Genomic DNA, 14,180 nt, shown 5'->3' with positions numbered 1-14,180 from the left:
GGTCCCGCCACGGCACTCCGGTCCGCGCCCGGTACAACACGCCGTTGATGACCGTGCGGTGATCACTCCACCTGCCACCGCGTGCTCCCGCGGGTGGGAGCAACGGCTTCAGCCGCTCCCACTCCGCGTTGGTTAAGTCCCCTCGACCTCCCACACCGACCAGGGTGGAAGCCACACCGTGATCACGTCAGGAGATCCGAGAAACAGGACCTAGGCGGGGGAGGGAGACGAGGGCCGGGTCTTCGTCGGCCCAAGGGCGCCCAACTCCGGCGGGCGAACTTCAGCCGGACATGGAGCAAGGCGGTCACAGCAGCCAACCTGAGCGGCTTCCACTTCCACGATCTACGCCATACCGGCAACACCTTCGCCTCCCAGCCCGGTGCGACGCTGCGGGAACTGATGAACCGCATGGGCCACTCGACCACTCGGGCCGCGCTGATCTATCAGCACACCGCCATGGAACACGACCGGGCCATCGCCAACGCCCTGGGGAAGCTCGCCGAGGAAGCCCTGACCAAGCAAGATCCAGAGAGATCTTGCACGTAGCGGGCACGGAAGATCAATAAGACCCTGGAAAACAATCAAGGCCCGGGTCGGGATTCTCTCCTTGGCCTGGGCCTTCGTGTGTGGAGCGGGTGACGGGAATCGAACCCGCGCTGTCAGCTTGGGAAGCTGATGTTCTGCCATTGAACTACACCCGCGTGACGCGCCCGGAAGCTCGTCGCGTCCCTACTGTAGCGGATTCTCACCGCACTCCTGCAGTCCCCGGCGCAACCTCCTCCCACTCCGCCCGGACATGCGCCGGTCGGGGGCGGTTAGCCTTGCACCCGTGCTGCTTTCCGATCGCGACCTCCGCGCCGAGATCGAGTCGGGCCGGGTGAAGCTCGACCCGTACGATCCGGTGATGATCCAGCCGTCCAGCGTCGACGTCCGGCTGGACCGCTACTTCCGGGTCTTCGAGAACCACCGCTACCCGCACATCGATCCGGCGATGGAGCAGCCCGACCTGACGCGCCAGGTGGAGCCGGACGGGGACGAGCCGTTCATCCTGCACCCGGGGGAGTTCGTGCTGGCGAGCACGTACGAGGTGATCAGCCTGCCGGACGACATCGCCTCGCGGCTGGAGGGCAAGTCGAGCCTGGGGAGGCTGGGCCTGCTCACCCACTCCACGGCGGGGTTCATCGACCCGGGCTTCGAGGGGCATGTCACCCTGGAACTGTCCAATGTCGCCACGCTGCCGATCAAGCTGTGGCCGGGCATGAAGATCGGCCAGCTGTGCATGTTCCGGCTGAGCTCCCCGGCCGAGTTCCCGTACGGCTCGGAGAAGTACGGGTCCCGCTACCAGGGACAGCGGGGGCCGACACCGAGCCGGTCGTTCCTGAACTTCCACCGCACCAAGATCTGAAAAGTGTCAGTCCAGACGATCTGGGCAACGAGAAGGGGAAGAGAAGGTTACAAGCGGGCGTGTGAGGTGTGAACTTCGCATTTCCACTGGTAACCCGTACTCTTCTCTGCGGACCATCCCCGCACATCTGGAGAGACGACGTGCGCCTGCGTCTCACGCCCCGTGAGGACAGCTACTACGACTTGTTCGCCGACTCGGCGAACAACCTCGTCACCGCATCACGTCTGCTGGTCGAGATCATCAGCGACGGTTCGGACCGGGATGCTCTGGCCGAGAAGATGCGCGCCTGCGAACACGCGGGTGACGAGCGCACTCACGCGATCATGAACCGCCTCAACGAGAGCTTCATCACGCCCTTCGACCGCGAGGACATCTACCGCCTCGCCTCGAACCTCGACGACGTGATGGACTTCATGGAGGCCGCCGCCGACCTCATCGTGCTCTACCAGATCGACCACCTGCCCAAGGAGGTCGTGCGCCAGGTGGAGGTGCTCGAGCGGGCCGCCGAGCTGACGGCCGACGCGATGCCGCGCCTGCGCTCGATGCAGCACCTGAACGAGTACTGGATCGAGATCAACCGCCTGGAGAACCAGGCCGACCAGATCTACCGGCGCCTGCTCGCCAAGCTGTTCAGCGGGGAGTACGACGCGCTGACCGTGATGAAGATGCGTGAGGTCATCGAACAGCTGGAGCTCGCGGCCGACGCGTTCGAGCACGTCGCGAACACGGTCGAGACGATCGCGGTCAAGGAAAGCTAAGTGGAGCTGACGCTGGTCATCGGCGTGATCGTCATCGCGCTGGTGTTCGACTACACGAACGGCTTCCACGACGCGGCGAACGCCATCGCGACCTCGGTCTCGACGCGGGCCCTCACCCCGCGGGTCGCGCTGCTCATGGCGGCCGTCATGAACTTCATCGGCGCCCACCTCGGCACCTCGGTCGCCCAGACCGTGGGCAAGGGGATCATCGACGCCCCCGACGGGCGGCACGGCATGATCATCGTGGGCGGCGCGCTGGTCGGCGCGATCGTGTGGAACCTCATCACCTGGTACTTCGGCCTGCCGTCGTCGAGCAGCCACGCGCTGATCGGCGGCCTGGTCGGCTCGGCCCTCGCGGCCAGCGCCCACGTCCACTGGAGCGGGGTGATCGAGAAGGTCGTCATCCCGATGGTGCTGTCGCCCGTGATCGGGTTCCTGCTGGGCGCGATCATCATGATCATCATACTGTGGCTCTTCCGCCGGTCGAACCCGCACAGGGCGAGCAAGGGGTTCCGGTACGCCCAGACGGTCTCGGCCGCCGCCATGGCGCTCGGCCACGGCCTCCAGGACGCCCAGAAGACCATGGGCGTGATCTTCCTCGCCCTCGTGGTCGGCGGCTACGCCTCTCCCGACGCCGGCATCCCCGAGTGGGTCATCACGGCCTCGGCGCTGGCCATCTCCCTCGGCACGTACGCCGGAGGCTGGCGGATCATGCGGACGCTCGGCCGCCGCATCATCCACCTCGACCCGCCGCACGGCTTCGCTGCGGAGGCGGCCGCGGCGTCGGTCCTGTACACGGCCGCGATCGGGTTCGGGGCCCCCATCTCGACGACCCACACGATCACCAGCGCCATCATGGGCGTGGGCGCGACCCGGCGCCTGTCGGCCGTCCGCTGGGGCATCGCCGGCAACATCGTGACGGCCTGGGTCCTCACGATCCCCGCCGCGGCGCTGGTCGCGGCCGCGGCCTACTTCCTCCTCAACCTGGTGCTCGGCTAGTCACCGGCGGTACATCACGTCGGTGTCCCACCGCGTGAACCCGAGCGCCTCGTACAGGCGGATGGCCGCCGTGTTCTCCTCGTCCACGTAGAGCATGACCTGGCCCAGCCCGAGCGAGCGCAGGTGCGCGAGCCCGGCGAGCGTGAGGGCGCGGCCGAGGCCGCCGCCCCGCTCGCCGGGCGCCACCCCCACCACGTAGACCTCCCCGATCGGCTCCCGGCCGTCGCCGCCCCCGTCGCCGTGGACCTTCGTCCAGTGGAAGCCGGCGAGCCGGCCGTCCCGCTCCGCCAGGAAGAACCCCGCGGGGTCGAACCACGGCTCCTGCTCGCGCCGCTTGAGGTCGTCCGTCGTCCAGGAGCCCTGCTCGGGGTGGGCGGCGAAGGCCTGGGCGTTCAGCTCCAGCCACGCCTCCTCGTCGCGTCCCGGCTCGAACGTGCGCAGCCGCACGCCCTCGGGCAGCGCGACGGCCGGCAGGGGCGGCGACAGCGGGCGGCGCATCCGCCACAGGGCCCGCGCGCGGGCGAGTCCCAGCTTCCCGGCCAGCCGGACCGCGCCGGGATGGTCGCCGTGCGCCCACAGCCGGAGCCGCCCGCCGCTCTCCTCCAGGACGGCCCGCAGCAGGCGGGTGCCGAGGCCCCTGCGCCGGTGTGCGGGATGGATCACCAGTTCGCCGCTCGGGCCCTCGACCGCGTCCGCCGGGTCGAGGTGGGCGAACCCGGCCAGGTCGCCGCCGTCGTACAGCAGCGCGAACCGCGCCTCCGGCTCGCCGCCGTAGCGCAGCCGGAGCATCGCCTGCTCGTTGAGCGGCCGGACCCCGTCGGCCTCGGCCGCCGCCTCGACGAGGGTGAGCACGGCCGCCACATCTTCCTCACCCAGGCGGCTGCGGATCTCCACACGCGCGTTCATGTACCGCACATTAGGTGACGCCGGACGGTTGGCGAACGGCGGGCTTCGGCAATACCCGACATTTACGTTCCCCTCGAATTGTTACCTTCGCGCCATATGGTGCTTAGACCGCGGCTTTACTGTCGGGGACCATGACCCCAGCATCCCTCACGCGGCTGGCTGTCGCGGGCGTCGCCGCCCTCGGCATCGCCGCTTTCAGTGTGGGCACGGCAAGCGCGGCGCCGGCCGCGAAGCCGCACAAGCCCGCCACGTCGGTCCCCGTACGGCTGCTCACCATCAACGACCTGCACGGCAACCTGGAGCCTCCCACCGGCTCCGGCGGCCGCATCGTCGATGAGACGGGCCAGACGGTCGACGCCGGCGGCGCCGCCTACCTGGCGACGCACCTCAAGCAGCTCTCCGACAAGAACACGCTGCTCGTGGCGGCCGGCGACCTCATCGGCGCCTCCCCGCTGCTCTCGGCCGCCTACCACGACGAGCCCACCGTCGCCCTGCTCGACAAGCTCGGCCTGAAGACCTCGGCCGTGGGCAACCACGAGTTCGACGAGGGCATCACCGAGCTGCGGCGCATCATGAACGGCGGCTGCCACCCGGTCGACGGCTGCTCCCCGGCCGGCCGCTGGAAGGGCACGAGCTTCGACTTCCTCGGCGCGAACGTCCTGGAGGAGGGCAGCGGCAAGTACGCCCTGCCGCCCTTCTACATCAAGAAGATCAACGGCGTGAAGGTCGGCTTCATCGGCCTGGTGACCCAGACGACCCCGAGCATCGTCACCGCCGCCGGCATCAAGGGCCTCCAGTTCACGGAGGAGGTCGCCGCGGCCAACAAGGTGTCGAAGCTGCTGGCCAAGGAGGGCGTGAAGGCCCAGGTCGTGCTGGTGCACGAGGGCGACAACATCACCCCCGGCCAGAGCCCCGACGCCTGTCCGGTCGTCCCGGGCGCCGGCTCGCGCATCGCCGCGAACCTCGACCCGCAGATCGACCTGGTCATCAGCGGCCACTCGCACCAGGCGTACATCTGCAAGATCAAGGACCCGGCCGGGCAGGACCGCTACTACACGCAGGGCTCGTCGTTCGGCCGCGTGATCACGCAGATCGACTTCCAGGTCGACAGGAAGACCCACGACGTGATCCGCTCCAGCGTGGTCGCCGACAACCACGTCGTGACCCGCACCGTCACGCCGGACCCGGAGACCGCGGCCTACGTCCAGACCTGGAAGGACCGGGTCTCGACGGTCGCCAACAAGCCGATCGGCACGATCACGGCCAACATCGGCCGGGACGCGAGCGGCGTCGGCGAGTCCCCGCTGGGCGACCTGATCGCCGACGCCCAGCTGGAGGCGACCAAGACCGGCGGGAACGCCGAGATCGCGCTGATGAACCCCGGCGGCGTACGGGCCGACCTGACCTACGCGCAGAGCGGCTCCGAGGGCGACGGGGTCGTGACGTACGGCGAGGCCTTCACGGTCCAGCCGTTCAACAACCTCATGCAGGTGGTCACGCTCACCGGGGCCCAGCTCAAGGCCCTGCTAGAGCAGCAGTGGACCGCCTCGGGCACCAAGGTCCTGCTGCCGTCGGCGTCCCTGACCTACACGGCCGACCTGACCAAGCCGATCGGCTCCCGGGTCTCCGACATCAAGATCAACGGCACCGCGGTGACCGACGCCCAGCAGATCCGCGTCGCGGCCAACAACTTCCTGGTCGGCGGCGGTGACGGCTTCACGGTCTTCACCCAGGGCACCAACCTGTGGAGCGGCCCGCTGGACATCGACGCGTTCGTCGCCTACCTGGGCGCGCACTCGCCGATCGCCCCGCCGGCCGCGAACCGGATCACCTTCGTCAAGTAGTCCCCGCAGAGCACGCCGGAAGGCCCGCCCTCGTCAGGGGTGCGGGCCTTCTCCGTGGCCGGTCAGCGCCGGGCGGGCTCGGCCTCGTTCTGCTGCTCGCCGCGGTCGGGGACGAAGCGGTAGCCGACGTTGCGCACGGTGCCGATCAGCGCCTCGTACTCGGCGCCGAGCTTGGCCCGCAGCCGCCGCACGTGGACGTCGACGGTCCGGGTGCCGCCGAAGTAGTCGTACCCCCAGACCTCCTGCAGCAGCTGGGCCCGGGTGAAGACCCGGCCGGGGTGCTGCGCGAGGTACTTGAGCAGCTCGAACTCCTTGAACGTGAGGTCGAGCGCGCGGCCGCGCAGCCGGGCCGTGTAGGTCGCCTCGTCGATGGACAGGTCGCCGCTGCGGATCTCGTCCGGAACCTCCTCGGCCGCCGCCAGCGACAGCCGTCCCGACGCCATGCGCAGCCGGGCCTCGACCTCGGCGGGGCCGGCGGTGTCCAGGACCACGTCGTCGACGCCCCACTCGGCCGTCATCGCCGCCAGGCCGCCCTCGGTGACGATGGCGACGAGCGGGCAGGTCACGCCGGTGGTCCGCAGGAGCCGGCACAGGCTCTTGGCCTGCACGAGCTCGCGGCGGGCGTCGACCAGGATGGCGTCGGCGGGAGCCGCGTCTATCAGCGCGGAGGCCTCCGCGGGTGCCACGCGCACCGAGTGGAGGAGGAGCCCGAGCGCCGGCAGCACCTCCGCTGAGGGCTCCAGGGCGTTGGTCAGCAGGAGCAGGTTGCTCACGTGCGCCTCCTTGCACCTCGTCGGCTCGTGCGCTGTTTGCAGCACTGGAAACCGCGACAGCCGTACAAACACGTAAGGACCCGGGGGCCACATCGCCCAGGTCCAGTAATTCGTAGGGTAGCCCACAGGATGTTTGCGTCCAATGTGCGTCCCCCGTGTGAACAACACGTCACGCGGTTAATCCGCGTAACGTGACGGTGACGCAGGGCTGTCACGCACGTGACGGAAAGGAGCCGAGAGGCCATGGCCACGGGAACGGTCCGCTACTGGGCCGCCGCCAAGGAGGCCGCCGGGGTCGCCGAGCAGACGTTCGAGGCGGCCACCCTCGCCGACCTGCTCGCCGCGATCTCGGCCGATCCCCGGGTGGAGCGCGTCCTGCGCCGCTCGTCCTTCCTGGTGAACGGCGCGCCCGCCGGCACGCGGGATCCGGCCTCGATCGACCTCCCCGAGGGCGCCGTGGTCGAGGTTTTGCCGCCCTTCGCAGGGGGATGAGCGGCTACGCTGATCGCAGAGCGATGCTCCCCGGAGGGGTCGGATGCGCAAGTTGGTCGTGTCGCTGATCGTCCTGGCCATCCTCCTCGTGGTCGTCGACCGGGTGGCCGTGGTCGGCGTCCAGCGGGAGATCGCCCGCCAGGTCGAGGCGAAGTACGATCTGGACACCCCGCCGTCGGTGCAGGTCAAGGGCTTCCCGTTCCTCACGCAGGCGGTCTCGGGGCACTACCAGGAGATCGCCGTCGGCATCGGCGGGCTGACGCGGGAGGGGGTCAAGCTGTCGAGCGTGGACGCGACACTGAACGGCGTGAACGCCCCCCTCACCGACCTGCTGCAGAACGCGTCGACCGCCAGGATCACGGCCGACCGCGTCACCGGCACCGTCGTGATCTCCCGGGAGACGCTCTCGGCCCGCGCCCCGCGCGGCATCAAGGTCTCGGGGAACGGCGGTGACACGCTCACCGTGGCCGGGAACATCACCGTGCTCGGGCGCCAGGTCCCGGTGACGGCCGACATGAAGATCGACGTCGCCCAGGGGGAGGTGCGGCTGACGCCGGTGAACGTCAAGCTCGCGGGCGCCATCCCCGTGCCGAACCCCGAGCGCTTCATCTCGTTCGCCGTCCCCGTGAAGAACCTGCCGCTCAACCTGAAGATCACCAAGGTCAAGACGACGCCGCAGGGCCTCGAGGTCGAGGGCACCGCCATCGATGTCCCGCTCCGATGACGAACGCGACGCTGAACCGGACGGGCCCTCCGTCCGTTATGAGGGCGTGAGTCCAGCCGGAACGACCGACGAGGAACTCATTCGCGCACTTTTCGAGGACCACGGAGGGCCGCTGTACGGCTACGTGCTGCGGCTGACCGGCGATCCGGGCAGGGCGGAGGACGTGGTGCAGGAGACGCTGCTCCGGGCCTGGCGGCACCCCTCGGTGCTGGAGGGGCGACCGGTCCGCGCCTGGCTGTTCACCGTCGCCCGCAACCTCGTCGTCGACCAGCACCGGGCGCGCATGGCGCGGCCGCAGGAGACGGGTGACGAGGCCCTCTCCGTCCTGCCCGCCGACGACGAGCTCGACAAGGCCCTCGAGTCGTGGGGGGTCGCGGAGGCGCTGGCCTCTCTGCGGCCCGAGCACCGCGATGTGCTGGTGGAGACGTACTACCGGGGGAGATCGGTGAAGGAGGCGTCGGAGGCCCTCGGCATCCCGCCGGGGACGGTCAAGTCGCGCACCTACTACGCGCTCCGCGCGCTCAAGCTCGCCCTCGAGGAACGGGGGCTGGCGCCATGACCTGCGACGAGGTCCGGATCTCGCTGGGCGTCTACGTGCTGGGCGCCCTCGACGCCGACGAGGCCGCCGAGGTCGAGGCGCATCTCGACGGGTGCCCGGCCTGCCAGGCCGAGCTGGCGGAGCTGTCGGGGCTGCCCCCGCTGCTGTCGCGGGTGTCGGCCGACGAGATCGCACACGCCTCCGCGCCGCCGCACGCCGTGCTCGACCGCCTGCTCGCCGCGTCGGCGCGGCGCAACCGCCGGTCCCGCGTCCTGCTCTCACTGGCCGCGTCCGTCGTGGTCGCGGCCCTCGGCGGTACGGCATGGCTCGCGGCGGCGCAGGGGGACCGGGAGGCCGTGACCGCCTCGGGCTCGGTGGCGTCGTCGGTCCCGTCGGCCACGCCCGCGCCGGCGGCGGACAGCAGGATCATGGACGCCCCGGCGGACTCCTCCGCGGTCGCGCCGAAGGCCAAGCTGCTCCAGCAGGGACCGGTGCTCGTCGGCCGGAACGGCGACATGCGCCTGGAGATCCAGCTGACGCCCGATGCGGGCGGCACACGGGTCGCGGCGAAGGTCTACGGGGTGCCGGAGGGGACCGTGTGCACGCTGCGGGCCGTCGACCGGGGCGGCGCCGTGACGCCCGTCGCGAGCTGGTCGGTCGGCCCCGCGACGTACGGCACGGAACGGACGACGACCTTCGAGGGGTCCACCGCCCTGCAGGCCGCCGAGATCAGCAGGTTCGTGCTCGGCACCCCGGACGGCCGCACGCTCGTCACCGTCCGGGTGTGATCACGGAGAGACCGGGAGTGGTCCCGAGGGGAATGAAACGCGTCCCGGACGGGGTTCCAGACCGTGATGACAGGAATCGCCGTTCTCGCCGCCACGCTCGCCGCGGGCGTGCTCATCGGGCTGGTCATGCGGCGGCGCGACGGAAGGGTGCGCACGGTGGGGAACGGGACGGCGGATGCACGCGCGGCCGTGACGGGCGCCGACCTCGGGGCCGAGCTCGGCGAGCGGGCCACGCTCGTCCAGTTCTCGACGGCGTTCTGCCAGCCCTGCCGGGCCACCCGGCGGGTCCTCGGCGAGGTGGCCGGGATGGTGCCGGGCGTGCGCCACGTCGAGATCGACGCCGAGTCGCGGCTCGATCTCGTCCGGCGTTTCGACGTTCTGCGCACCCCGACCGTCCTCGTTCTCGACGGCTCGGGGAATGTCGTGAAGAGGGCTTCCGGTCAGCCGCGGAAGGCGGACGTGATCGCGGCCCTCGGCGCGGCGGTCGACGGGCCGTCTCACGGCCCGTCTCATCAAGCGGACAACGTGTGACAGACGTCGAGACGACGGGTACTGTCGTGGTCATGACTCCCACGACAGAGCTGCTCACGAAGCGGCGCGCGGTGGATTTCTGCCGCGTCGCCACCTCGCTCTGTCGCATGGCCTGAGGGTGATTCCTGCGGCTCGTGCCGCTTTCCGAGAATCCTTCAGGAGCATCCGACGATGCAGATCGACCCTCGCGGCCCCCGTTTCGGCGCGGCCATAACGACTCTGGTCCTCGCGGCCGTCCTGGTGACGCGCAGCCCCTGGCTGCTCGCCCTCCAGGCGCTCGTTTTCGCGCTCGGGGCCCTCGACACCTCACCGTACGGCCTGGTCTACCGCAGGCTGGTGCGCCCGAGGCTGGGCCCCCCGGGGGAGTTGGAGGACGCGGCGCCGCCGCGTTTCGCGCAGGTCGTGGGTCTGGTGTTCGCGATCGCGGGGCTGATCGGATTCGCGGCAGGGATCACGCCGTTGGCTCTGGGTGCGACAGCAGCGGCACTGCTGGCCGCCTTCCTCAACGCCGCCTTCGGCTTCTGCCTGGGCTGCGAAATGTACCTGATCATACGCCGTCTACAACCTGGGAGAATCCAATGAGCCGCTCCGCCGTTCTGGTGGACGCCGACTGGGTCGAGGCCAACCTCGACACGCCGGGTGTCGTGCTCGTCGAGGTCGACGAGGACACGAGCGCCTACGACAAGGGCCACATCCGGGGTGCCGTCAAGATCGACTGGAAGACCGACCTGCAGGACCCCGTCCGCCGCGACTTCGTCGACAAGGCCGGGTTCGAGGCGCTGCTCTCGTCCCGCGGCATCGCCAACGACGACACCGTCGTCCTCTACGGTGGCAACAACAACTGGTTCGCCGCCTACGCCTACTGGTACTTCAAGCTCTACGGCCACGACAACGTGAAGCTGCTCGACGGCGGCCGCAAGAAGTGGGAGCTCGACTCCCGCGAGCTGGTCGAGGACGCGGTCGGGCGCCCCGCCACGCAGTACACGGCCCAGGAGCCCGACACCTCGATCCGCGCCTTCCGCGACGACGTGGTGGCCGCGATCGGCAAGCAGAACCTGGTGGACGTCCGCTCGCCCGACGAGTTCACCGGCAAGCTGCTCGCCCCGGCCCACCTGCCGCAGGAGCAGGCGCAGCGCGCCGGCCACGTGCCGACCGCCCGCAACATCCCGTGGTCCAAGGCGGCCAACGACGACGGGACGTTCCGCTCGGACGACGAGCTCAAGGACCTCTACTCCGGCGCCGGCGTCGACTTCGCCAAGGACACCATCGCGTACTGCCGCATCGGCGAGCGGTCCGCGCACACCTGGTTCGTGCTGCACGAGCTGCTCGACCAGGCGAACGTGAAGAACTACGACGGTTCGTGGACCGAGTACGGCTCGCTCGTGGGCGTGCCGATCGAGCTGGGGGAGGCCCGCTGATGACGATCCAAGGTTGCGCCGCACCTGAGCAGACCGTGGCCCTGCCGGCGGGCATCGACCTGTCGACCCAGGCCGTGATCCAGGGCGTCGTGTCGGGCGCCGGCACGGCGTACGCCCGCCTGCTCGACCACTCCGGCGAGTTCACGGGGGAGGTCGTCGTCTCCGACGAGGGCATCTTCCGGTTCTTCGCCGCCCCGGGCCAGTGGACGGTCCGCATCATCGCCGGCGGCGGGGTCACCAAGGACGTCCCCGTCGAGGCGAAGCTCGGCGAGGTCGCCCAGCTCGCGGTCGCCGTCTGATCGATTCACAAGAAAGGGCCGGTGCGTTCACCCGAACGCGCCGGCCCTTCGCGTTGTACGGTCCTCGCCACCCCACCTTGGCGCTCCCACTTCCTTCTTCACTTGCAGGAGGCGACCTGGTATTACGTGGTAGAGGTAATACGTGATAGGAGTGGATCCGATGCGGCTCAACAGCAAGGGGCAGGTCACCATCCCCGTGGAGATCCGCGAGAAGTACGGGCTGCATCCCGGTGACGAGGTGGACGTGGTCGAGGTCGGGAACACCTTGCAGATCATCCGGCGTGAATCCAGTGCGACACGTGGGGGCCGGGCGGCACACCGGCTGCGGGGAACGGCGACGACGAGGATGACGACCGACGAGATCATGGGACTCCTGCGTGACCAGTAGGCTCCGCGTGGTGCCCGAGAGGGTGACGCTGGTCGATTCCTGCGTCCTTCTCGACATCGCGACGAACGACCCGAAGTGGGCGGACTGGTCGGCCGAGGCCCTCGCCATGGCGTTGGACGAGGGGCGCGTCGTCGTCAATCCGATCGTGTACGCCGAGGTGTCGATCGGCTTCTCCACTCTCGAGGAGTTCGAGGAGGCGCTCCCAGCCGAGGACTTCCATCGGGAGGACATTCCGTTCGACGCCGCGTTCCTGGCCGGTAAGGCCATTCTCGCCTACCGGCGGCGTGGAGGTGGGAGGAGGTCCCCGCTTCCCGACTTCTTCATCGGGGCCCACGCGGCCGTGCGGAGGTACCGGCTGCTGACGCGGGACGAGCCCCGATACCGGACGTACTTCCCCACCGTGGAGCTCGTCGCGCCCTGAGCCCGTCTCGCCGGACCGATGCCGTACGGAGGGACGAACCGAACCGATAGCATGCGGCAGGTGTCCGGAACGTCCGCGCTCGCCGCCCCCCGCCAGGACGCCGCACCCCGCAGGGCCTCCTGGTCGCAATCGCCGTACGCGCTGCCGCTGCACGCCCTGCGCATCGCCGCCCGGTGCGCACTGCCGCTGATCCTCTGGTTCTCCCTGGGACGCGTCGTGCGCTGGGGGCTCCTCCTCCTGGCGGCGACGCTCTCGCACGGCTCCTGGTATCAGGCGCGGCTGGTCGTGGTGGTGTTCCTGTTCACCCTCGTGGTGATGACGTCGCTCGCCACGACGGTCCTCATGCTGTACGTGATCCGCGACGCCCTCATGGAGACGCGGGCCCGCCGGGCGACGGACGAGGCGAAGGAGAGCGTGCTCGGCGCGCTCAACCGGACCGCGCTGGTGTTCTCCGGCATCTACATGACGTGGGGCTTCGTCCAGCAGGACGTCCGCGACTTCATGGACCTCGACCTCTTCCGGCAGCCGGACAAGATCTGGGTCGACGCCGGCCAGGGCATCGACAGCGGGGTGATGGGCGGGCTCATCAACCTCGACGCCCGCGTCTCCCTCGTCACCATGTTCGTCGCGTACCTGGTCAAGACGTTCTTCGGCAGGCGCCATGAGGCCGGCAGCGGCCGGTTCTCCGGGATCATGGCGACCTTCGGGGAGCTCGCCTTCGGCTTCTACGGGCTCAACGCCGTAGCCGCCGTCGTCGGCGCCCGCTCCGACTGGATCGGCTCCCGGGCCGCCGTCGCGGGCTGGCACGACTGGACGGCCAAGGTGGGGGAGGCGATCCCCGGCTGGAACGCGTTCTGGAGCGACGTCTGGCCGTACGTCGTCGACGCGCTGGCGGTGCCCCTCGCCTGGCTGACGGTCGGCATCCTCGTCTACGGCGCGTACGCCGACGACACCCGGACCACGATCAGGGGAACCCGTCTGGAGCGGGCGGCCGACCAGATCGAGCGCAGCCACGCCCTGACGCGGCGCGCGCTGACGAAGCTGAGCGCCGGATGGACGGACCGATGGGTCCCGCTGCTCAACTCCCTGCGGCTCACCGCGCGCGGCGGCGCCCCGCTGTTCGGGCTGTTCGCGCTGTGCTATGTCGGCCTGCACGTCGGTGGCGACTACCTGGGCCGGGCCGGCCGCTACCTGATGGCGAGCGACAAACCGTATTTCTGGTTCGTCACCGACGTGCCGGTCGACTTCGTCGCGGACCTTGTCGTCACCGTGATCACGATGTGCCTGGTCGCCGCCACCTTCGACCTGGCCGCCACCAAAGCCCGACGGGGCCGCTGAGGGCTCAGCGCAGGAACCGCAGCACCTGGTCCTCCTTCTCGGTGGAGGAGAAGGCGGCCTTCATGAAATCGTCCGCCGACTGCCCCGGGACGTCGCGGTAGGCGCTCGGCCTCAGCAGGACCTCGACCTGGTCGGCCACCGCGGGCGGGACCACGCCCACCCGCTCCATCCGGTACGGCGTGCCGACCCGGTTGTCCTTCACGTCGGGCGGGGTGTCGTTGCTGAGTTCCTCGGTCCGCCAGGTGCGTCCCGCCGTGTCGGTCAGCGTGACCTCGGGAGCGCCGTGGCGGATGGTGCCCTCCGCGTCCAGTGCGGTCCTCGTGGCGATCACCTTCACCCACTGGCGGTCGGGGGTCGCCGACCTTCCGCTCGGGTCCGGGATGCGCTGGAGCGACACCTGCCACGAGACGTGCTGCCACACGCCCGGCTGCCCGGGCTTCACGAGGTGGACCACGTCGGCCGGCCGGCCGTACTGGTAGACGCCGTAGGCGAACCAGGCGGGAAGCCCGACGGCGAGAGCCGCGGAGACGACCGCTCCCGCGCCGACGAGCACCGCCC

20 protein-coding genes and 1 tRNA gene are annotated in these 14,180 nt (G+C 69.9%); 16 read left to right on the top strand and 5 right to left on the bottom strand.

The window, feature by feature from the left end:
• Positions 1-154, bottom strand: a 154-nt coding sequence (locus MPTA5024_RS40025; RefSeq protein ID WP_157099598.1) for a transposase, incomplete at its 3' end; no start/stop codon positions are given.
• Here MPTA5024_RS40025 and MPTA5024_RS44695 point away from each other — a divergent pair.
• Positions 82-546 carry a tyrosine-type recombinase/integrase gene (locus tag MPTA5024_RS44695; RefSeq protein ID WP_442922090.1) on the top strand — a complete coding sequence of 155 codons (465 nt, stop codon included), beginning with the start codon at positions 82-84 and terminating at the stop codon, positions 544-546. The genes MPTA5024_RS40025 and MPTA5024_RS44695 overlap by 73 nt on opposite strands.
• 81 nt (positions 547-627) lie before the next feature.
• On the opposite strand, the gene MPTA5024_RS25745 is transcribed toward MPTA5024_RS44695, so the two are convergent.
• Positions 628-701, bottom strand: a tRNA-Gly gene (locus MPTA5024_RS25745).
• Between the two features lie 128 nt (positions 702-829).
• Here MPTA5024_RS25745 and dcd point away from each other — a divergent pair.
• The 3 genes from dcd (at position 830) to MPTA5024_RS25730 (ending at position 3,162) form a co-directional block, all read left to right on the top strand.
• A complete protein-coding gene (dcd, locus tag MPTA5024_RS25740; RefSeq protein ID WP_036328790.1) occupies positions 830-1,405 on the top strand; it encodes a dCTP deaminase in 576 nt (191 codons plus the stop codon).
• Positions 1,406-1,545: 140 nt separating this feature from the next.
• Complete coding sequence (locus MPTA5024_RS25735) at positions 1,546-2,163, top strand: DUF47 domain-containing protein (RefSeq protein ID WP_036328787.1); 618 nt, start codon at positions 1,546-1,548, stop codon at positions 2,161-2,163.
• Positions 2,164-3,162 (top strand): inorganic phosphate transporter, encoded by a 999-nt coding sequence (locus MPTA5024_RS25730; protein WP_036328785.1) that lies wholly within the window; start codon positions 2,164-2,166, stop codon positions 3,160-3,162. It begins immediately after the preceding gene.
• On the opposite strand, the gene mshD is transcribed toward MPTA5024_RS25730, so the two are convergent.
• Positions 3,163-4,068 (bottom strand): mycothiol synthase, encoded by a 906-nt coding sequence (gene mshD / locus MPTA5024_RS25725; RefSeq protein WP_036328783.1) that lies wholly within the window; start codon positions 4,066-4,068, stop codon positions 3,163-3,165.
• A 131-nt stretch (positions 4,069-4,199) separates the two neighbouring features.
• Here mshD and MPTA5024_RS25720 point away from each other — a divergent pair, with 131 nt between their 5' ends.
• Positions 4,200-5,912, top strand: coding sequence for a bifunctional metallophosphatase/5'-nucleotidase (locus MPTA5024_RS25720; RefSeq protein ID WP_036328781.1), 1,713 nt, complete (start codon positions 4,200-4,202; stop codon positions 5,910-5,912).
• A 62-nt stretch (positions 5,913-5,974) separates the two neighbouring features.
• Here MPTA5024_RS25720 and MPTA5024_RS25715 read toward each other — a convergent pair whose 3' ends face one another.
• Positions 5,975-6,685, bottom strand: a complete 711-nt coding sequence (locus MPTA5024_RS25715; RefSeq protein ID WP_036328779.1) for a winged helix-turn-helix transcriptional regulator — start codon at positions 6,683-6,685, stop codon at positions 5,975-5,977.
• Positions 6,686-6,928: 243 nt separating this feature from the next.
• On the opposite strand from MPTA5024_RS25715, the gene MPTA5024_RS25710 reads away from it, so the two are divergent.
• From MPTA5024_RS25710 to MPTA5024_RS25660, 11 genes are all read left to right on the top strand, one after another.
• Positions 6,929-7,177: a MoaD/ThiS family protein gene (locus tag MPTA5024_RS25710; RefSeq protein ID WP_036328777.1), complete on the top strand. Its 249-nt coding sequence runs from the start codon at positions 6,929-6,931 to the stop codon at positions 7,175-7,177.
• 43 nt (positions 7,178-7,220) lie between these two features.
• Positions 7,221-7,901, top strand: a complete 681-nt coding sequence (locus MPTA5024_RS25705; protein ID WP_036328775.1) for an LmeA family phospholipid-binding protein — start codon at positions 7,221-7,223, stop codon at positions 7,899-7,901.
• A gap of 46 nt (positions 7,902-7,947) precedes the next feature.
• Positions 7,948-8,460, top strand: a complete 513-nt coding sequence (locus MPTA5024_RS25700) for a sigma-70 family RNA polymerase sigma factor (protein WP_036328773.1) — start codon at positions 7,948-7,950, stop codon at positions 8,458-8,460.
• Complete coding sequence (locus tag MPTA5024_RS25695; RefSeq protein WP_036328770.1) at positions 8,457-9,227, top strand: anti-sigma factor; 771 nt, start codon at positions 8,457-8,459, stop codon at positions 9,225-9,227. The genes MPTA5024_RS25700 and MPTA5024_RS25695 overlap by 4 nt, the downstream gene beginning before the upstream one ends.
• Positions 9,228-9,293: 66 nt before the next feature.
• Positions 9,294-9,758: a TlpA family protein disulfide reductase gene (locus tag MPTA5024_RS25690; RefSeq protein ID WP_051458626.1), complete on the top strand. Its 465-nt coding sequence runs from the start codon at positions 9,294-9,296 to the stop codon at positions 9,756-9,758.
• A 171-nt stretch (positions 9,759-9,929) separates the two neighbouring features.
• Complete coding sequence (locus tag MPTA5024_RS25685) at positions 9,930-10,340, top strand: DUF4395 domain-containing protein (protein ID WP_036328767.1); 411 nt, start codon at positions 9,930-9,932, stop codon at positions 10,338-10,340.
• A complete protein-coding gene (locus MPTA5024_RS25680) occupies positions 10,337-11,176 on the top strand; it encodes a sulfurtransferase (protein ID WP_036328764.1) in 840 nt (279 codons plus the stop codon). Before MPTA5024_RS25685 ends, MPTA5024_RS25680 begins: the two co-directional genes overlap by 4 nt.
• Positions 11,176-11,475: a DUF1416 domain-containing protein gene (locus MPTA5024_RS25675; protein ID WP_036328763.1), complete on the top strand. Its 300-nt coding sequence runs from the start codon at positions 11,176-11,178 to the stop codon at positions 11,473-11,475. The genes MPTA5024_RS25680 and MPTA5024_RS25675 overlap by 1 nt, the downstream gene beginning before the upstream one ends.
• Positions 11,476-11,635: 160 nt before the next feature.
• Positions 11,636-11,863: an AbrB/MazE/SpoVT family DNA-binding domain-containing protein gene (locus MPTA5024_RS25670; protein ID WP_036329478.1), complete on the top strand. Its 228-nt coding sequence runs from the start codon at positions 11,636-11,638 to the stop codon at positions 11,861-11,863.
• A gap of 10 nt (positions 11,864-11,873) precedes the next feature.
• Entirely contained in the window at positions 11,874-12,284 is a 411-nt protein-coding gene (locus MPTA5024_RS25665) for a type II toxin-antitoxin system VapC family toxin (protein ID WP_036329476.1), read from the top strand.
• A gap of 60 nt (positions 12,285-12,344) precedes the next feature.
• The gene (locus tag MPTA5024_RS25660; RefSeq protein WP_157099711.1) at positions 12,345-13,622 is read left to right on the top strand and encodes a hypothetical protein; all 1,278 of its coding nucleotides are present in this window, start codon (positions 12,345-12,347) and stop codon (positions 13,620-13,622) included.
• 4 nt (positions 13,623-13,626) lie between these two features.
• Here MPTA5024_RS25660 and MPTA5024_RS25655 read toward each other — a convergent pair.
• Positions 13,627-14,180, bottom strand: a 554-nt coding sequence (locus tag MPTA5024_RS25655) for a hypothetical protein (protein ID WP_198167363.1), incomplete at its 5' end; no start/stop codon positions are given.

It is taken from the genome of Microbispora sp. ATCC PTA-5024, from assembly GCF_000511135.2.
GTDB lineage: Bacteria > Actinomycetota > Actinomycetes > Streptosporangiales > Streptosporangiaceae > Microbispora > Microbispora corallina.
Note: the sequence above shows the minus strand (reverse complement) of the source record. Positions and strands in the feature narration are given on the sequence as shown.

Coding starts and splice junctions, on each gene's coding strand:
- mshD (WP_036328783.1), bottom strand. CDS start 4,068: ATGAACGCGCGTGTGGAGATCCGCAGCCGCCTGGGTGAGGAAGATGTG.
- MPTA5024_RS25720 (WP_036328781.1), top strand. CDS start 4,200: ATGACCCCAGCATCCCTCACGCGGCTGGCTGTCGCGGGCGTCGCCGCC.
- MPTA5024_RS25710 (WP_036328777.1), top strand. CDS start 6,929: ATGGCCACGGGAACGGTCCGCTACTGGGCCGCCGCCAAGGAGGCCGCC.
- MPTA5024_RS25705 (WP_036328775.1), top strand. CDS start 7,221: ATGCGCAAGTTGGTCGTGTCGCTGATCGTCCTGGCCATCCTCCTCGTG.
- MPTA5024_RS25695 (WP_036328770.1), top strand. CDS start 8,457: ATGACCTGCGACGAGGTCCGGATCTCGCTGGGCGTCTACGTGCTGGGC.
- MPTA5024_RS25690 (WP_051458626.1), top strand. CDS start 9,294: ATGACAGGAATCGCCGTTCTCGCCGCCACGCTCGCCGCGGGCGTGCTC.
- MPTA5024_RS25685 (WP_036328767.1), top strand. CDS start 9,930: ATGCAGATCGACCCTCGCGGCCCCCGTTTCGGCGCGGCCATAACGACT.
- MPTA5024_RS25680 (WP_036328764.1), top strand. CDS start 10,337: ATGAGCCGCTCCGCCGTTCTGGTGGACGCCGACTGGGTCGAGGCCAAC.
- MPTA5024_RS25675 (WP_036328763.1), top strand. CDS start 11,176: ATGACGATCCAAGGTTGCGCCGCACCTGAGCAGACCGTGGCCCTGCCG.
- MPTA5024_RS25670 (WP_036329478.1), top strand. CDS start 11,636: ATGCGGCTCAACAGCAAGGGGCAGGTCACCATCCCCGTGGAGATCCGC.